Source organism: Nocardia sp. NPDC050799 (genome assembly GCF_040654015.1).
GTDB lineage: Bacteria > Actinomycetota > Actinomycetes > Mycobacteriales > Mycobacteriaceae > Nocardia.
The window spans coordinates 251951-269354 of record NZ_JBFAHF010000003.1 but is presented as its reverse complement, the minus strand read 5'-3'; the positions used below and the strand labels follow the sequence as shown (position 1 = coordinate 269354).

The following is a 17404-nucleotide window of genomic DNA, read 5'->3' as shown; positions in this document are numbered from 1 at the left end:
TACCTCCGGCAACGCTTCGGCTTTCGCGGACCGCATGCGCACACTTCGAAGGAGGTTCTATGACGCACCGCGGGTCGGGGCGGGCGGGGCTCGACGACGAACTGACCGATGCGCTGGTGGGTACCCGGCGGTTTTTCACCCGTGCGCAGATCTCCGCGGACCGGCGTTCGATGTTCGAGGTGGGCGGGCGGCAGGCGGACGAGTTCTATCGGGACCGCTGGAGTCACGACAAGGTGGTGCGTTCCACGCACGGCGTGAATTGCACCGGATCGTGTTCCTGGAAGATCTATGTCAAGGACGGGATCATCACCTGGGAGACCCAGCAGACCGACTATCCGTCGGTGGGCCCCGACAAACCCGAATACGAGCCGCGCGGTTGTCCGCGCGGGGCCGCGTTCTCCTGGTACACCTACTCGCCGACCCGGGTGCGCTACCCGTATGTGCGGGGTGTGCTGCTGGAGATGTATCGCGCCGCGAAGGCCGCCACCGGGGATCCGGTGACCGCCTGGGAAACGATCGTCGAGGACCCGGAATCGGCGCGACGGTACAAATCCGCGCGTGGCAAGGGCGGTCTGGTGCGGGCCACGTGGGACGAGGCGACCGAGATGATCGCGGCCGCCCACGTGTACACCATCGCTCGGTACGGCCCGGACCGGATCGCGGGGTTCTCGCCGATTCCGGCCATGTCGATGGTGTCGCACGCCTCCGGCGCCCGGTTCGTCTCGCTGGTCGGCGGGACGATGCTGTCCTTCTACGACTGGTACGCGGATCTGCCGGTGGCCTCGCCGCAGGTGTTCGGTGACCAGACCGATGTCCCGGAATCGGGGGATTGGTGGGACGCGGGCTATCTGATCATGTGGGGGTCGAACCTGCCGGTGACCCGGACCCCGGACGCGCACTGGATGGCCGAGGCACGCTACCGCGGGCAGAAGGTGGTCGCGGTCTCCCCGGACTACGCCGACAATGTGAAGTTCGCCGACGAATGGCTGGCCCCGCATCCCGGTACCGACGGCGCGCTGGCCATGGCGATGGGGCAGGTGGTGCTGCGCGAGTTCTTCGTGGAACGTGAGGTGCCGTATTTCACCGGCTACGTGCGTCAGTTCACCGATCTGCCGTTTCTGGTCCGGCTGGAGGAGACCGACGGCGGCTACGCCCCGGGCAAGTTCCTGACCGCCGCCGACCTCGACGAGCACGCCGGGGTGGAGAACGCCGCGTTCAAAACGGTGGTGCTCGACGCGGACGGCCGCCCGGTGGTCCCGAACGGTTCGGTCGGTCACCGCTACGGCGAAGCCGGGGTGGGGAACTGGAATCTCGACCTCGAGGGGGTGGTGCCCCGGCTGACGCTATTCGGCGAGACGGCGGTACCCGTGCTGCTGCCCAGGTTCGACACCGTGGGCGGCGACGACATGACGATACGGCGCGGCGTGCCGGTGCGCCGGGTGAACGGCCATCTGGTCACCACGGTGTTCGACCTGTTGCTGGCGCAGTACGGGGTGCACCGGAACGGCCTGCCCGGCGCCTGGCCCGTCGACTACGACGATTTCTCCCAGCCCTACACCCCGGCCTGGCAGGAGACGATCACCGGTGTCCCGGCCGCGGCGGTCCTGCGGATCGCGCGCGAGTTCGCGGCCAATGCCGAGGAGAGCCGGGGCCGCTCGATGATCATCATGGGCGCCGGCACCAACCACTGGTTCCACTCCGACACGATCTACCGCGCGTTTCTCACCCTGACCACGCTGACCGGATGCCAGGGCGTGAACGGCGGTGGCTGGGCGCACTATGTGGGTCAGGAGAAATGCCGGCCGGTCACCGGATGGACGCAGCTGGCCTCGGCCCTCGATTGGTCGCGCCCGCCGCGGCAGATGATCCAGACCGCCTTCTGGTACCTGCACTCCGACCAATTCCGTTACGACTGGTTCGGCGCCGACAAACTCTCGGCCACTCCGGGCGCCGGGCGGCTGGCAGGTATGAGTACCGCCGATGTGATCGCGCAATCCGCGCGGCTGGGCTGGATGCCGTCGTATCCGACATTCGACCGCAACCCACTGGAACTGGCCGATTCCGCCGCGGCCGAGGGTGGCTCGGTGGCGGGCTACGTGATTTCCGAACTGCGTTCGGGACGGATGCGTTTCGCCTGCGAGGATCCCGACGCCCCGGAGAACTTCCCGCGGATACTGAATGTGTGGCGGGCCAACCTGCTCGGTTCCTCGGCCAAGGGCAACGAGTACTTTCTCGAGCATCTGCTGGGCACCGAATCGTCGTTGCGCGCCAAACCCACTCCGGCCGGCGCGCGCCCGCGTGATGTGGTGTGGCGGCCGGACGCGCCGCGCGGCAAACTCGACCTGCTGCTGACCCTGGATTTCCGGATGACCAGCACCACCCTGTTCTCCGATATCGTGCTGCCCGCCGCGACCTGGTACGAGAAGCACGATCTCAACACCACCGATATGCATCCGTTCGTGCACTCGTTCAACCCCGCCATCGCACCGCCCTGGCAGACCCGCACCGACTGGGACGCTTTCCGGGCGATCGCCGAGAAGTTCAGCGAACTCGCCGGTCCGCGGCTCGGGGTCCGCAAGGATGTGGTCGCGGTGCCGCTGTTGCACGACACCCCCGATGAACTCGCCACCCCGCACGGCCGGGTCGTGGATTGGAAGACCGGCGACGCCGAACCGGTCCCCGGGGTCACCATGCCGAAACTGGTGGTGGTCGAGCGTGATTACGGTGCGATCGCGGCGAAGATGAACGCGCTGGGACCGCTGGCGGAGAAGCTCGGCGGCACCACCAAAGGGGTTACCTTCGATTTCGGGCCGGAGGTCGAGTACCTGCGGCACAAGAATGGCGTGATCCGCGGCGGCCCGGCCGACGGGCGGCCGTCGTTGCAGCGCGGCATCCAGGCGTGTGAGGCGATCTTGGCGCTGTCGGGTACCACCAACGGCCGCCTGGCCACCGAGGGTTTCCGCACTCTCGAACAGCGCACCGGCGTGCGGCTGGCCGATCTGGCCGCCGAACACGAGGGCAAGCAGATCACCTTCGCCGACACCCAGGCCACCCCGGTGCCGGTGATCACCTCACCGGAATGGTCGGGGTCGGAAACCGGGGGTCGCCGGTATTCACCGTTCACCATCAATGTCGAACGCCGCAAACCCTGGCATACGCTGACCGGCCGCCAGCATTTCTATCTCGACCATGACTGGATGACCGAACTCGGTGAGGGATTGCCGGTGTACCGGCCGCCGCTGAATATGGCCGCGCTGTTCGGTGAACCCGTGCTCGGTTCGACGGGGGAGCTGGGCGTCACGGTCCGCTATCTCACCCCGCACAGCAAATGGTCGATCCACTCCGAATACCAGGACAACCTGCTCATGCTGAGCCTTTCGCGGGGCGGGCCCACCATCTGGATGGCGCCCGCGGACGCGGCGACCATCGGGGTGGCCGACAACGAATGGGTCGAGGCGGTCAACCGCAACGGTGTGGTGGTGGCCCGGGCGGTGGTCTCGCACCGCATGCCCGCCGGAACCGTGTACATGTACCACGCGCAGGACCGGCTCATCGATGTGCCGATCAGCGAAACCTCCGGGCATCGCGGCGGTATCCACAATTCGCTGACCCGGCTGCTGGTCAAACCCAGCCACCTCATCGGCGGCTACGCCCAGCTCAGTTTCGCGTTCAACTATCTCGGACCCACCGGTAATCAACGCGACGAGGTGACCGTGATCCGTCGTCGCAGCCAGGAGGTGAGTTACTGATGCGGGTGATGGCGCAGATGGCGATGGTGATGAACCTCGACAAATGTATCGGCTGCCATACCTGTTCGGTCACCTGCAAACAGGCGTGGACGAACCGGTCGGGCGTGGAATACGTGTGGTTCAACAATGTGGAGACCCGGCCGGGGCAGGGATATCCGCGCACCTACGAGGATCAGGATCGGTGGCGTGGCGGCTGGGAGCTGAACTACCGGGGCAGGCTGCAACTCAAAGGCGGCGGCCGGCTGCGCAAACTGTTCACCATCTTCAGCAATCCCATCCTGCCCGCCCTGAGCGATTACTACGAACCCTGGACCTACGACTACGAGAATCTGACCACCGCGCCGGCCCAGCGGCATACCCCGGTCGCCCGGCCGAAATCGCTGATCAGCGGTCGGGATACGAAAATCGAATGGTCGGCGAACTGGGACGACGATCTCGGCGGCGCACCCGAATACGGCCACCGCGATCCGCTCCTGCGCAAACTTTCCGAACAGGTGCGTTTCGAATTCGAGCAGACCTTCATGTTCTATCTGCCGCGGATCTGCGAACACTGCCTGAATCCGTCCTGCGCCGCCTCGTGTCCCTCGGGCGCGATCTACAAGCGGAGCGAGGACGGAATCGTCCTGGTGGACCAGGACCGGTGCCGGGGCTGGCGGATGTGCGTATCGGGCTGCCCGTACAAGAAGGTCTATTTCAACCACCGCACCGGAAAGGCCGAGAAGTGCACCTTCTGTTTCCCGCGGGTGGAGGTCGGCTTGCCGACCGTCTGCGCCGAGACCTGCGTGGGCCGGCTGCGCTATATCGGGCTGGTTCTCTACGACGCCGACAAAGTGCTGGAGGCCGCGGCCACCCCGGACGAACACGGCCTCTACGAAGCGCAGCGGGAGGTGTTCCTCGACCCCGCCGATCCCGAGGTGCGGCGTGCGGCCGAACGCGCCGGTATTCCGTGGGACTGGGTGGAGGCCGCCGACCGGTCGCCGATCTATGCGCTGATCAACACCTATAAAGTCGCGCTGCCCCTGCATCCGGAATACCGCACCATGCCCATGGTCTGGTACATCCCGCCGCTGTCGCCGGTGGTCGATATCGTGCGGGATACCGGCCACGACGCCGAGGATCACGGCAATCTCTTCGCCGCGATCGAGGCATTGCGAATTCCGGTGGACTATCTCGCGCAGTTGTTCACCGCGGGCGATCCCGGACCGGTGACCGCGATCCTGCGCCGGCTGGCCGCCATGCGCAGCTATATGCGCGATATCAACCTGGGCCGGGAACCGCAGGAGCGCATCGCCGCGGCGGTCGGTATGTCGGGTGAGCAGATCTACGATATGTTCCGCCTGCTGGCCTTGGCCAAATATGACGAGCGCTATGTGATCCCGCCCGCGCACGCCGAATCGGCGCACGGGCTGGAAGAACTCGCCACCGAATGCAGCCTCGACTACGAGGGCGGTCCGGGAATGGCCGGCCCCGGGCCCTTCGGCGAGAATTCGGGCGGGGTCTCGCCCATCGCCGTGGAGAACTTCCGGATGCTGCGCAACCGGCAGACCTCCGAGACCGCCACCAGCGTCGGCGGCCACGGCCGGGTGAATCTGCTCAACTGGGACGGAAAGGTCCCCGACGGGCTGTTTCCGCCGGAGGGGGTAAACCAGCGGCCCGGTGACGCCGAGCGGCCGCGATGAGGGCGACCAGGGCGAACGCCCTCGACCCGGCCACCCGGGCCGCCGCCTGGCAGGTGCAGTCCCTGCTGCTCGGCTACCCGGACGAATCCCTGCGCCGCAATCTCGACCTGCTGAGCACGGTGACGGCGACGCTGCCGCCTCCGGTCGGCGCCCCGCTCACCCGGTTCCTCGGCCATGTCCGGACTCGTTCGGTTTTCGAACTCGCCGCCGACTATGTGGCGACCTTCGACCATCGCAAACGGTTCAGCCCCTACCTCACCTATTTCGCCTACGGCGACACCCGCAAACGCGGTATCGCCCTGCTGCGGTTCAAACAGGCGTATCGAGCGGCCGGGCTGGAGATCTCCGAGGAGGAACTGCCCGACCATCTGTCCGTGGTGCTCGAATTCGCCGCGGCCGATAATGCCGAAACCGGGTTGCGGCTGCTCACCGAACATCGGGCCGGTCTCGAGGTGATGCGCCGGGGCCTGCGGGACACCGGTTCACCCTGGGCCGATGTCCTCGAATCGGTCACCGCCACCCTCCCGGCTCTCGCCGGTTCCGAAGCGGACGCCGTCGCCCGGCTCATCGCCGCGGGTCCACCGGAGGAAGCCGTCGGTCTGGCGCCCTTCGCCCCGCCGCAGTACCTCCCCGACCCGGTTGTGCCACCGGCGCCCAGGAGCGCCTCCGGAGTTACGGAGGCGGCCGCTATCTACTCGGGATCTTCGGCATTCGAGGTCGGGGCCCGCCCCGGTTCCGGTGCGACAGAGCGAAGGAGCGCAGCGACCGATCGCCGGAGTGCAGAACCGGGGTCACGAGGGCCCCGGCCCGAGGCGCCGGAGGTGTCGCACATCGACACCGAGGTGTGCCGATGAACCACACGCTGCTCGCTGCCCGCGGCGAAAACCTCACCGCGTTCGACATCCTGCTGTGGGTCGCCCTGCCCTACGCCTCCATCGCGACCTTCCTGGTGGGCCACTACTGGCGCTACCGCTACGACAAATTCGGCTGGACCACCCGCTCGTCCCAGCTCTACGAAAGCCGCCTGCTGCGCCTGGGCAGCCCACTGTTCCACTACGGAATCCTGCTGGTGATCGTGGGCCATATCGTCGGCCTGCTGGTCCCGGAGGGCTGGACCGAGGCCGTCGGCGTCAGCGATTCGGTGTATCACATGGGCTCCGCCAGTCTCGGGATCGTGGCCGGTCTCGCCACGCTCGCCGGTGCGGCCATCCTGATCTATCGCCGCCGCACCACCGGACCCGTCTTCTCCGCGACCACCCGAAACGACAAGATCATGTACGTACTGCTGCTCGGCACGCTGCTGCTGGGCTTCGGCACCACACTGGTCAACAATGCGAACAACCACCCGCACGACTATCGGGAAACGGTCTCCCCCTGGTTCCGCTCCATTCTCTCCTTCCGCCCCGATACCGACCTGATCCTCGCCGCGCCCCTCGGTTTCCAGCTGCACGTGATCGCCGCCTGGCTACTGTTCGCATTCTGGCCGTTCACCCGGCTGGTCCATGTGTTCTCCATGCCGATCGGGTACCTGACCAGGCCCTACATCGTCTATCGCAGCCGGGACCGAGAGCTGGGTTCCCGGCCGGAGCGGCGGGGGTGGGAACGGATCCGGTAGCGGAGCTTCTTGACGCAGTGATTACGTCAGCATATCGTGGCTGCTGTGCTGTTCCCGACTCCTGCGCTGACCAGCGAAGACGAATATGTGCTGGCCGAGGTGGACCGCATGCGCGGGGAGCTCCGTCACCAGCTGCAAGGAGCGCCGGCGAAGTGGGCCGGGGGGCTGCGGAAATTCCTTACTGCCGATGCTGTGGCGGCATCCAACTCGATAGAGGGGTTCAAAGTAGCCACCATCGACGTCGAGGACCTGCTCGCCGGCGAGCGCGATGTGGATATCTCCGAGGAGAACCGCGCCGAGACCCTCGCCTATGAGCAGATGATGACCTACATACAGACCCTGCACGATGTCGCGGATTTCGGTTACACCAAAGGGATGCTCAACGCACTGCACTGGATGTTGCAGGGGCATCGGCATTCTTCGCGGAAGCCGGCCGGGCAGTGGCGGCGGGGCCCGGTCTATGTGACCGATGCCCGCGACCCGAGTATCGCCGCGTACACCGCGCCGGACGCCGAAGCGGTGCCTGCGCTGATGGCGGAGTTGGTGAACTGGCTCGAGACCGCAGACGGCACCCATCCGCTCGTCCGCGCCGCAATGGCCCATCTGCATCTGGTGTCCATACATCCCTGGGCCGACGGAAACGGCCGGATGTCGCGCTCGCTACAGACATTGATGATCGCGCGGGAAGGGGTGCTCGCTCCGGAGTTCTCTTCGATCGAGGCATGGCTCGGGCGACCGGGCAATACGTGGGAGTACTACCAGGTGCTGGGACGCCGGGGTAGCAAGTACCTTCCCGACCAGGATGTGTCGGAGTGGATCCGGTTCAACCTGATCGCCTATCACCAGCAAGCGCAGACTGTGCATGCGCGTTTCGTCCGGTCCGGACGGGTATGGGAACACTTGCTGGAGTTCGCCGCCGCCGAGTCGCTCGACGAGCGGCTCGTCACCGCGTTGCACGACGTCGCGATGGCAGGCCGGGTGCGCCGGAGCCGCTACGAACAGAGCGAGAGTTTGAGCGTTCAGCAGGCCCAGCGGGACCTGCGTGAACTGGTGCGCCGGCAGATCCTGGAACCGGTGGGACGGACCCGCGCCCGGTTCTATGTCGCCGGTGCTCGCTTTCCCGAAAAGGTTTCCGAGGTGGCGCATACGCCGACGACACTGCGGAACCCCTACCGCACGTAGTCGTTTCCTGCCGCCCGCCGGTCCGCCCGGTCCGAGCGCGAATTCGGGCGGTGGCGGGGAGCGGTGATCGTCTGTCGGGTGTGGCGCACCACTCTGGTACAACCATGCGAATGCGTGTTAACTTAAATCGAATGGTCATTAACTTGACCGGCCGGAACGAGCAATTCAGGAGGGACTATGCAGTCCGCCGTCATCGTCGATGTGGTCCGCACGCCGTCCGGGAAGGGTAAGGCCGGTGGGGGGTTGTCCGGGGTGCATCCGGCGACGCTGCTGGCCGGGGTGCTGAGCGAACTGCTGCAGCGCAACGACCTGGATCCGGCGCTGGTCGACGATGTGATCGGCGGCTGCGTCACCCAGAGCGGGGAGCAGGCCTTCAATATCTCCCGGACCGCCGTGCTGGCCGCCGGATTCCCCGAATCGGTACCGGCCACCACGGTGGACCGGCAGTGCGGGTCCAGTCAGCAGGCCGCGCATTTCGCCGCGCAGGGCGTGATCGCGGGTGCCTACGATATCGCCATCGCCTGTGGCGTGGAGTCGATGAGCCGGGTGCCCATGTTCTCCAACGCACAGGGCCGGGACGCCAATCGCGGTCCCCTCGCGCACCGGTACCCGGAGGGCCTGGTGCAGCAGGGTGTCGCCGCCGAGATCCTGGCGGCGCGCTGGAAGTTCGATCGGGCCGCCCTCGATGAATTCGCGGCCCGGTCGCATCGGCTGGCGGCCGAGACCGCCGCGGCCGGCGGGTTCGACCGGGAACTGGTCGCCGCCGGGGAGCTGACCGCGGACGAGACCATCCGGGCCGGGTCCACCCCCGAGAAGCTCGCGGGCCTGCAGCCGGCGTTCGCCGACGAGCAGTACACGCAGCGGTTCCCGGAGATCAACTGGTCCATCACGCCGGGCAACTCCTCGCCGCTCACCGACGGGGCGTCGGCCGCGCTGATCATGAGCGAGCAGGCGGCTACGAAGCTCGGGCTGCGGCCGCGGGCGCGTTTCCATTCCTTCGCGGTGGTAGGTGACGATCCGCTGCTCATGCTGACCGCGCCCGTGCCGGCCTCGAAGAAGGTGCTGGAGCGGGCCGGGCTGACAATCGACGATATCGACGCCTATGAGGTCAACGAGGCCTTCGCGCCGGTGCCGCTGGTCTGGCAGCACGAGCTGAACGCCGACCCGGAGAAGCTGAACCCGCGCGGTGGGGCCATCGCGCTGGGGCACCCGCTGGGCGCTTCGGGAGTGCGGATCCTGGCCACCATGGTCAACCATCTCGAGCAGACCGGCGGGCGGTACGCGCTGCAGACCATGTGCGAGGCGGGCGGTCTGGCAAACGCCACCATCATCGAACGTCTCTGATCACCGGATACGGCCCCTCGGGACTTCCCCGTCCCGAGGGGCCGTACTCCGTGGGTGCGCCGTGGGCCCGAGGCTGTGGTTCGGGTCTGCCACCGGTCGATGGGGGCCACGGTGCGGCTCGGGTCAGAAGCGGCGTGCTCCGACCACGGGCGAATACGACATCGGCGATATTTCCACGGTGGAGGTCGCGGCGTGGATCACCTGACCGTCTCCGGCGTACAGCGCCGAATGGCCACCACCGCTGTAGGAGAGCACATCGCCGACCCGTAGCTGGTCGAGCGGTACCGGTGTACCGGCGGAGAGCTGGGACCAGCTGGTGCGCGGTACCTGCACTCCGGCCTGCTGGTACGCCCACTGCACCAGTCCCGAACAGTCGAACACGTTGGGTCCGGTACCGCCGGATACATATGGTGCCCCGAGTTTGCTGCGCGCCGCCGCCACCGCGATATCGCCGACTGCCGGGGCAGGCGCCACCTGTGGGGTGAGTGCGCCGATGCCGGGGATTTCGGCCGGCAGGGGTATCTGATCGGGAATTTCGAAGGTGCCGAAGCCGGGCAGGGTGACCGGCTGGGCCTGGGCGGGTGCTGTTGTTCCGAGAATGGCGCCGGCCGCGGTGGCGAATAGGGCCAGTGCGGCGCAGCGCTGACGTATCGGTACAGAATCCATAATTGCGGTCCTCCGTGCTCAGGTCGAGAGCCGGTGGGAGCGCCACGGTTTTCACCGCCGAATGCGCGTGGAGAACATCACCGACTGCTCGAACAGCGTTGGAAATGCACCACAGCTATATGTCGGTCCTGCAAACCCGGGGAGTCATATTTCGCGTGATCGCGCGCCGATCGGTAAACGACACGGACAATACGGATCACGAAGAAATAACTATCTACGTTTCCGCAGCGTAGCGGCGGTGTCCGCATTCACTCCGGGCGATATCTGGCCTTGATGTGGAACCGTTCGCCCTGCGGTCCGTAGATGCTCAGGTACTCCACCGGATGCTCGTCGGCGTTGCCGAACCAGTGCGGCAGGTGGGTGTCGAATTCGGCCACTTCACCCGGGGTCAGGATCATGTCGCGGTCGCCGAGGATGAGCCGGAGTTTGCCGTTGAGCACGTAGAGCCAGTGGTAGCCCTCGTGGGTGTGCATTTCGGGTTCGGCGGCGGCGCGGCCGGACAGGATTTGCTTGTAGGCCTGCAGGCCACCCGGTCGGCGGGTCAGCGGGATGAAGGTCTGACCGTGCCGGGTCACCGGGCGGGTGTGGACCCGGGGGTCGCCGGTCTCCGGCGCGTCGACCAGTTCGTCCAGCGGCACCTGGTGGGCCTTGGCCAGCGGGAGCAGCAGTTCGAGGCTGGGTTTCCGCTGGCCGGATTCCAGGCGCGACAGGGTGCTCACCGGGATGCCGGTGACCTGGGACAGCGCCGCCAGCGTCGTACCGTTGCGGCGGCGCAGTTCGCGCAGCCGCGGGCCGATCGCATCAATGACCTCGCCGAACTCCCGATCCATACCTCTATTGCAGAACTGGCAAATAAATTTGTCAAGCCAGCTGTTTGCCCGGATGCTGGGGAACACACCTCACGAGACCAGGAGTAACGGATGGACCAGCAGTTCTGGGACGATATGTACGGCGAGAGCGAACAGCGGTTCAGCGGTTTGCCCAACGATGCACTGGTCGCGGAAGTGACCGGTATGGCACCCGGCCAGGCCCTCGATCTCGGCTGCGGTGAGGGAGCGGACGCCTACTGGCTGGCCGAACACGGCTGGCAGGTCACCGCGGTGGATATCTCCCAGGTCGCGCTGGACCGCGCGGCGGCCGGGCATCCGGAGATCTCGTGGCAGCGCGCCGATATCACCGTCACGCCGATGCCGGCCCGCTCCTTCGATCTGGTGTCGGCCCACTATTTCCCGATCGTGCACGAAACCGATCACGCCACCGTGCGCGGGCTGCTCGAGGCCGTGGCCCCGGGGGGAACCCTGCTGTTCGTCGCGCACGACCCCACCGAATTTCCGCCGCGCGAAGAACATTCGCACGAGGGCGGGCATGCGCACGAGGGCGACGGGCCTTCGCCTCGATTCGACCCCTACGACTTCTATCAGCCGGCCGAGATCGTCGAACTGCTCGGCGACGGCTGGACCGTGGAGGTCGACGAGCGGCGCGACCGCAACCGGCCCGCCGCCGGACACCAGATCAAGGACCTCGTCCTGCGGGCGCGGCGGGTGAACTGACACCGCGGCGCGGGCCCCGGCCGCCCGAATACCTGCCCACCTCGGGTTCCGGTGATCGGCCGGGTCCGCGCGTCGTAACCCGGTTCCGTCAGAGCTGATTGCTATCGTCGGCTCCACCTGTGTGCGGAAACTATTGTCCGCGCCGACTGTGCGCGGAAACCGGAACCACGAGGTGGAGGGTTTGTTCATGCGGCTGTACCGGGTTCACGGGCTCGCGGCCGCCGCGGCCGCCGCTGTGGTAGTCGTCGTGACCGTGATCCTGGTGGTGGCAACACAATCCACGCGCCACCCGGTGCACCGGGACACCTCCCCGGCGGTATCGCCCGCCGAACTCGCCCAGCAGTGGACCGACCTGCACGACGGCCCGCAGCCCTATCCCGAAACGCAGATCGACAAAGACGTACTGATCACCATGAGCGACGGTGTGGTGCTGAAAGCCGATGTGTACCGGCCCGCGGCGGCCGGCGGTGCGGTGGAGACCCGGCCGCTGCCGACGATCGTCACCATGACGCCGTACTCGAAAATGATGTCGAGCATGATCGATTCGGCGATGGGCGATCCCGAAGTGCGCCGGTGGACCATGGACCTGGTGCGCCGGATCAACCTGACCGGCACCCCGATCAGCGGTTTCGAGGACCTGCTGCACGCGCTGGACGGTGGCACCGTGGCGACCGTGCTCGGGCTCGACAGCCAGCTCGTCCGAGCCGGCTACACGGTGGTCTCCGTGGATGTGCGCGGTACCGGGCAGTCGCACGGACTGTGGGACACCCTCGGTGCGCGCGAGCAGCTCGACACCCGCGAGGTGATCGAATGGTCGGCGCGGCAGCCGTGGTCCAACGGACGGGTCGCCATGAGCGGCGGTTCCTATGCCGGAATCAACCAGTTGCGTGCCGCGGAGAACGCCCCGGAACCGCTACAGGCCATTTTCCCGGTCGAACCGGGTAGCGATCTCATGCGCGATGTGGTGGCGCCGGGCGGCGGTGTGGGCGTGACCTTCCTGCCGCTGTGGCTCAACCAGGTGAACCAGGCGAAGCTCATGCCCGATGTGAAGGCCATGCTCAACGGCACCTTCGACTGGCAGTGGCTCAGCGACCGCATGGCCGATCCCGCGACGAACTACGATCTGCTCGCCCAGGCGCTGCTCACCCCGTCCCTGCGGAACATGCCGCCGGCCCTGGCCGACGCACTGGACGAGCACAGCGCCTTCCGTCAAGGAATCATGGGCCATCCGGAGAAGATCACCGTGCCGACCTTCGTCTACGGCGGCTGGCACGACATCTTCGCCAACAGCGCGACCACGCTCTACAACGACATCCCGCTGCCGCCGGGCCGCAAACAGCTCATCGTCGGCGACACCTACCACGCCAACCCCGGTGCCGGGACCGGCCGCCCCGGGGCCCCGCCGCGGCTGGACGTGCTGCAACGCGCCTGGTTCGACCACTGGCTCAAGGACATCGACAACGGCATCACCGACTACGGTCCGGTGATCGTCTGGGAGCAGGGCGGGGACTGGGTCGTGCTCGACCAGTTCCCGCAACCGGGTATGACGCACCGCCGGGTGTATCTGTCCGGGGCGGCGAGCGGAACGACCGGCGACTCTCTCCACGACGGCTCGCTCACCGGCCGGCCGGGCGCGCCCGAACGGCTCACCGTGTCTCCGGGCCTGACCAATTTCTGCTCGCGGGACATGGCGCAGGGTTCGGCGGGAATCGGCGCGGCATTGGATATGTGCGCCAAGGATTCCCGTATCGCCGAACGCAACGCGCTCACCTTCACCAGCGAGCCGATCGCCGAACGCACGATTCTGTCCGGTCCGATCAATGTGCACCTCAACACCGTGCACGACACCGCGGACGGCTATTGGAACGTGACGGTCAACGATGTGGCGCCCGACGGTACCTCGACCGTACTGAGCACCGGCCAGCTCACCGCGTCGCTGCGGGCGATCGACGAGTCCCGCAGTACCCGCTCGGCCAACGGTGATCTCACCGCGCCGCACAATCCGCTCACCCTCGACAGCGTGCAGGAGGTCGTGCCGGGGCAGCCGGTGACGCTCGATATCGCGGTCATCCCGATACAGGCGGTACTGGCGCCCGGGCACCGGCTGCGGCTCGACGTGTTCGCCGGCAATTCGCCCAAGGCACTGGCGTTCCGGCCCATGCTGAACAACAGCGAGCTCGCACCGCAGCATCTGGAACTGGATCCGGCCGCGCCGAGTTTCGTCAACCTGCCCACCGACCGGCCCCTGGTCGCCGCGCCCGCCGAACCTGCCCAGGCCGCGCCGCGCTCGGTGCCGGCGCCGACTTCACAGCCGGTATCGGCACCGCAGCCCGCGCAGGCCCCCACTCCGCCCGTGGCACCGGCGACCCCGCCCACGGAGCCGGCCCCACCGCGCGCCCCGCAGCCGGCACAGTCCGCGCCGCAGCCCGGCGAGCCGACCACACAGCCTGCGCGGCCGACCCCGCGGCAGGCCGAGGGTCCCGCGCCCCGCGCGGTCCCGACCGTCCCGGCCCCGGCCGCGCCGCCGGTCCCCGCGACCCCTTCCGCCGGGGTGCCCGTACCCGCGCCCGACCCCGCCGCGCGTCCCGCCCAGGTCGCGCCTCGGGCGGCTCCCGCCGCGGTCCCGCACACCACGCAGCCCGTGGTGCCGCACCCGGGCACCGTCCGGCCCGGCACGCCGGGACCGGCGCCCGCCCCCGCCCGGCCGTAACTCCGGCCCGGGCCCCGGCATGCGGACCACGACCCGAACATGACGCAGATCACCGGGCAATTCACCCGGCCCGGCCGGCGGGCCGCCGCGGCGTCGTAAGGTTTCGCCCATGGTGTCGCAGGAGAGGGCCGAATTGGTGCGGTCGGCGGCCGAGGCGAGCCTGCTCGCCGGGCGCCGGCGCTACAACCGCAACGAGGTGGCCGAAAGAGCCGAGGTGACGCCGGAGCTCGCCCGGCGGCTGTGGGTCTCGCTCGGTTTCCCGGCCAGCGAGGACGACAGCGCCCGCGATTACACCGACGCCGATATCGCGGCCATTCAGCGATTCCGGGAGGTGGGCACGCTGGCCGGGGCCGACTCCCGGCAGCAGGCCGCGACGGCGCGCACCATCGGGCAGACCATGGCGCGGCTGGCCGAATGGCAGGTGGATCTGGTTCTGGCCGAGATCGATCGACGCATCACCGCGGCCGGAGCGGACGGGGACCGTGAACAGCTCACCAGGACCGCCACCGCGGAAACGGTGGAACTGCTGGAGAGCCTGCTGTCCTATGCCTGGCGACGCCACCTCGACGCGGCACTCTCGCGCAATCTCGAGGAGACCGGTCCGCCCGCCGATTCGACCCGGGTGCTGGCCGTCGGGTTCGCGGATATGGTCGGCTACACCCGGCTCACCCGGCATCTGCATCCCGACGAGCTGTCCACGCTGCTGGAGGCGTTCGAATCCACCACCAACGACGCCATCGCCGAGAACGGCGGCTGGGTCATCAAGAACGTAGGCGACGAAGTGATGTTCGCGGCCGAATCGCCGCTGGCCGCGGCCCGGATCGCACTGGCCCTCCAGGAATCCACCATGACGGTGGGTACCACGCCGGAGCTGCGGATCGCGCTGGCCTACGGGCCGGTGCTGCAGCGTTTCGGTGACCTGTACGGCTCGGTGGTGAACATCGCCGCCCGGCTCACCGGTGTCGCCCGGCCGGGCACGATCCTGGTGGACGACGGGGCCGCGGCGGCACTGGGCGACGAGCCCGAGTTGAGCATCAAGCATTTGCGCAGTGTGCGCGTGCGAGGGTTCAACCGGCTGCGCCCGCACCTGCTCCGCCGTAACGGCCGGGTCGGATCCTGACCACCCACCCCAGCGGCATTCTCCTTTTCAGCATATGGGATTTCCGACAACGTAAATGGCGCTATGGGTAGGGTCGTCGAGGGAGCCGGTGGCGGCTCACGCGTGAAAAGGAGACCAGGATGGCCAAGGGCTACGTCATCGTGACCGAGCTGATCAAGGACCCGGCGGGGATGGCCGAATACGGTAAGGCGGCCGGTAAGGCGATGGCCGCCGGTGTGAAGGTCCTGGCGGTCGACACCAAGTTCGAGGTCCTCGAAGGGGAATGGCCCGCCACGCAGACCGTGGTGCTGGAATTCGAATCTCCCGAAGCGGCCCGTGCCTGGTACGAGTCCGCGGAATACCAGGCGGCGATTCCGCTGCGACAGGCGGCCGCGGACTGCAACGCGGTGATCGTCAACGGGCTGTAACCGCCCCGGGGGGGCTCGCGTGCGGCCGGCGTAAGGCCCTCGGCCGGGCCGGTTGCCGCCGCTGTGGCCGGGCGCGCGACCCGAGCCGCGCGTTCGGAGCCGCGGCCGGGCCGGGTATCTAGGCTGGCGAGGTGACCATCTCCGAGCGCATCACACCGACCGGCCGCTCGATCGTGCTGGAGCTCTCCGGCGTGCGCGCCGAGATCGGCACCGTGGCCGCCGTCCTGCGTGGGCTGACCGTCGGTGGTATCGCGGTCACCGAACCGGTTCCGGCCGGGGCGACGCCGCCGATGGGCGCCGGAATCGTTCTGGCGCCCTGGCCCAACCGGGTCCGCGACGGTATCTGGATTCTGGACGGACTACCCCAGCAGCTCGATATCACCGAACCGGCGCGTTCGAACGCTATCCACGGGTTGCTCCGCAACACCGGCTACGAGGTGCGGGAACTGTCCGCCGCCGCCGTGATCCTGGGCGCGCTGATACCACCCCAGCACGGCTGGCCGTTCCTGCTGGACACCTGGGTGCGCTACGAACTGCGCTCCGATGGGCTCGCCGTGACCCACGGTGTGGTGAACCACGGAGATCGGCCGGCGCCGTACGCGGTGGGCGCGCACCCGTACCTCCGGGTGGGGGAGACCCCGGTCGAGGACCTGGTGCTGACCGTCTCCGCCGCAACCTATTTCGAAGTCGACGCCCGTATGAATCCGGTGGCCGAGCACCCGGTCGAGGGCACCCGCTACGACCTGCGGGCCGGTATGCCGCTGTCACAGCTGGACCTGGACACCCCGTTCGGCGGGGTGACGCCCGCGGCGGCGGCCCGGCTCACCGCACCCGACGGCGCGACGGTCGAACTCGTGCAGGACACCGGCTGGGAGTACCTGCAGGTCTTCACCCCGCGGGAGTTCCCGCAGCCGCCGGGGCGGGGTCTCGCGGTCGCGCTGGAACCGATGACCGCCCCGCCGAACGCGCTGAACTCGGGTGCCGGATTGCGTCATCTCGCACCCGGTGAACGGTGGGAAGGCGGATGGCGTATCCGGTACACGCCCGGGGCGGACCGGGATCGTTGAAGCGCGGTGCGTGCCGGACGGCCCAGGGGCAGCGCATACCCCGCGGGCTGCCACGGGATCCCGAGCGGGGGATATCCGGTTACGCTGAGGCACATGGCAGCTCGTGATCGTCGTATCGACGCGGGTGCCCACCCTGCGGGCGTCGGGCGGGGACTGTGATGGGTTCGGCGATCGTGGTGACGGGCGCTACGGATCCGGTCGGGCGGCAGGTCGTCGCGGGGCTGAGGGCCGGTGGCGCCGGAGTGCGCGCGGTCACCCGGCAACCGGACGCGTCGCCCCCCGTCGAGGGCGTCGAATTCGTCTCGGCGCGAGCCC

The 17404-nt window shown here is 68.0% G+C and carries 13 protein-coding genes; 11 read left to right on the top strand and 2 right to left on the bottom strand.

Annotated features, from left to right (window positions below):
- The first annotated feature begins 59 nt into the window (after window positions 1-59).
- The 6 genes from AB0H42_RS05400 (at window position 60) to AB0H42_RS05375 (ending at window position 9569) form a co-directional block, all read left to right on the top strand.
- Window positions 60-3749, top strand: coding sequence for a nitrate reductase subunit alpha (locus AB0H42_RS05400; protein ID WP_357050161.1), 3690 nt, complete (start codon window positions 60-62; stop codon window positions 3747-3749).
- Window positions 3749-5428: a nitrate reductase subunit beta gene (gene narH / locus AB0H42_RS05395; RefSeq protein ID WP_357050158.1), complete on the top strand. Its 1680-nt coding sequence runs from the start codon at window positions 3749-3751 to the stop codon at window positions 5426-5428. The genes AB0H42_RS05400 and narH overlap by 1 nt, the downstream gene beginning before the upstream one ends.
- The gene (gene narJ / locus AB0H42_RS05390; RefSeq protein WP_357050155.1) at window positions 5425-6282 is read left to right on the top strand and encodes a nitrate reductase molybdenum cofactor assembly chaperone; all 858 of its coding nucleotides are present in this window, start codon (window positions 5425-5427) and stop codon (window positions 6280-6282) included. Before narH ends, narJ begins: the two co-directional genes overlap by 4 nt.
- A complete protein-coding gene (gene narI, locus AB0H42_RS05385; RefSeq protein ID WP_357050152.1) occupies window positions 6279-7043 on the top strand; it encodes a respiratory nitrate reductase subunit gamma in 765 nt (254 codons plus the stop codon). Before narJ ends, narI begins: the two co-directional genes overlap by 4 nt.
- A 45-nt stretch (window positions 7044-7088) precedes the next feature.
- Complete coding sequence (locus tag AB0H42_RS05380) at window positions 7089-8225, top strand: Fic family protein (protein ID WP_357050149.1); 1137 nt, start codon at window positions 7089-7091, stop codon at window positions 8223-8225.
- A gap of 177 nt (window positions 8226-8402) precedes the next feature.
- Window positions 8403-9569 (top strand): thiolase family protein, encoded by a 1167-nt coding sequence (locus AB0H42_RS05375; protein WP_357050146.1) that lies wholly within the window; start codon window positions 8403-8405, stop codon window positions 9567-9569.
- A 123-nt stretch (window positions 9570-9692) separates the two neighbouring features.
- Here the strand turns inward: AB0H42_RS05375 and AB0H42_RS05370 are convergent, their stop codons facing one another.
- Both AB0H42_RS05370 and AB0H42_RS05365 read right to left on the bottom strand, forming a co-directional pair.
- A complete protein-coding gene (locus AB0H42_RS05370) occupies window positions 9693-10235 on the bottom strand; it encodes a C40 family peptidase (RefSeq protein WP_357050142.1) in 543 nt (180 codons plus the stop codon).
- A gap of 248 nt (window positions 10236-10483) precedes the next feature.
- On the bottom strand, window positions 10484-11065 hold the full coding sequence (locus AB0H42_RS05365; RefSeq protein ID WP_357050139.1) for a helix-turn-helix transcriptional regulator: 582 nt from the start codon (window positions 11063-11065) through the stop codon (window positions 10484-10486).
- Between the two features lie 90 nt (window positions 11066-11155).
- On the opposite strand from AB0H42_RS05365, the gene AB0H42_RS05360 reads away from it, so the two are divergent.
- From AB0H42_RS05360 to AB0H42_RS05340, 5 genes are all read left to right on the top strand, one after another.
- Window positions 11156-11785 carry a class I SAM-dependent methyltransferase gene (locus tag AB0H42_RS05360; protein WP_357050136.1) on the top strand — a complete coding sequence of 210 codons (630 nt, stop codon included), beginning with the start codon at window positions 11156-11158 and terminating at the stop codon, window positions 11783-11785.
- A 187-nt stretch (window positions 11786-11972) separates the two neighbouring features.
- Window positions 11973-14495: a CocE/NonD family hydrolase gene (locus AB0H42_RS05355; protein ID WP_357050225.1), complete on the top strand. Its 2523-nt coding sequence runs from the start codon at window positions 11973-11975 to the stop codon at window positions 14493-14495.
- 109 nt (window positions 14496-14604) lie between these two features.
- Entirely contained in the window at window positions 14605-15615 is a 1011-nt protein-coding gene (locus tag AB0H42_RS05350) for an adenylate/guanylate cyclase domain-containing protein (RefSeq protein WP_357050133.1), read from the top strand.
- A gap of 119 nt (window positions 15616-15734) precedes the next feature.
- Window positions 15735-16022, top strand: a complete 288-nt coding sequence (locus AB0H42_RS05345; RefSeq protein ID WP_357050130.1) for a DUF1330 domain-containing protein — start codon at window positions 15735-15737, stop codon at window positions 16020-16022.
- 131 nt (window positions 16023-16153) lie between these two features.
- A complete protein-coding gene (locus AB0H42_RS05340) occupies window positions 16154-17089 on the top strand; it encodes an aldose 1-epimerase family protein (RefSeq protein WP_357050127.1) in 936 nt (311 codons plus the stop codon).
- Window positions 17090-17404 lie beyond the last annotated feature (315 nt).

Bases quoted from the DNA above. Each gene is read 5' to 3' on its own strand.
- AB0H42_RS05400 (WP_357050161.1), top strand. From the start codon at position 60: ATGACGCACCGCGGGTCGGGGCGGGCGGGGCTCGACGACGAACTGACC.
- narH (WP_357050158.1), top strand. From the start codon at position 3,749: ATGCGGGTGATGGCGCAGATGGCGATGGTGATGAACCTCGACAAATGT.
- narJ (WP_357050155.1), top strand. From the start codon at position 5,425: ATGAGGGCGACCAGGGCGAACGCCCTCGACCCGGCCACCCGGGCCGCC.
- narI (WP_357050152.1), top strand. From the start codon at position 6,279: ATGAACCACACGCTGCTCGCTGCCCGCGGCGAAAACCTCACCGCGTTC.
- AB0H42_RS05375 (WP_357050146.1), top strand. From the start codon at position 8,403: ATGCAGTCCGCCGTCATCGTCGATGTGGTCCGCACGCCGTCCGGGAAG.
- AB0H42_RS05370 (WP_357050142.1), bottom strand. From the start codon at position 10,235: ATGGATTCTGTACCGATACGTCAGCGCTGCGCCGCACTGGCCCTATTC.
- AB0H42_RS05365 (WP_357050139.1), bottom strand. From the start codon at position 11,065: ATGGATCGGGAGTTCGGCGAGGTCATTGATGCGATCGGCCCGCGGCTG.
- AB0H42_RS05360 (WP_357050136.1), top strand. From the start codon at position 11,156: ATGGACCAGCAGTTCTGGGACGATATGTACGGCGAGAGCGAACAGCGG.
- AB0H42_RS05355 (WP_357050225.1), top strand. From the start codon at position 11,973: ATGCGGCTGTACCGGGTTCACGGGCTCGCGGCCGCCGCGGCCGCCGCT.
- AB0H42_RS05350 (WP_357050133.1), top strand. From the start codon at position 14,605: ATGGTGTCGCAGGAGAGGGCCGAATTGGTGCGGTCGGCGGCCGAGGCG.
- AB0H42_RS05345 (WP_357050130.1), top strand. From the start codon at position 15,735: ATGGCCAAGGGCTACGTCATCGTGACCGAGCTGATCAAGGACCCGGCG.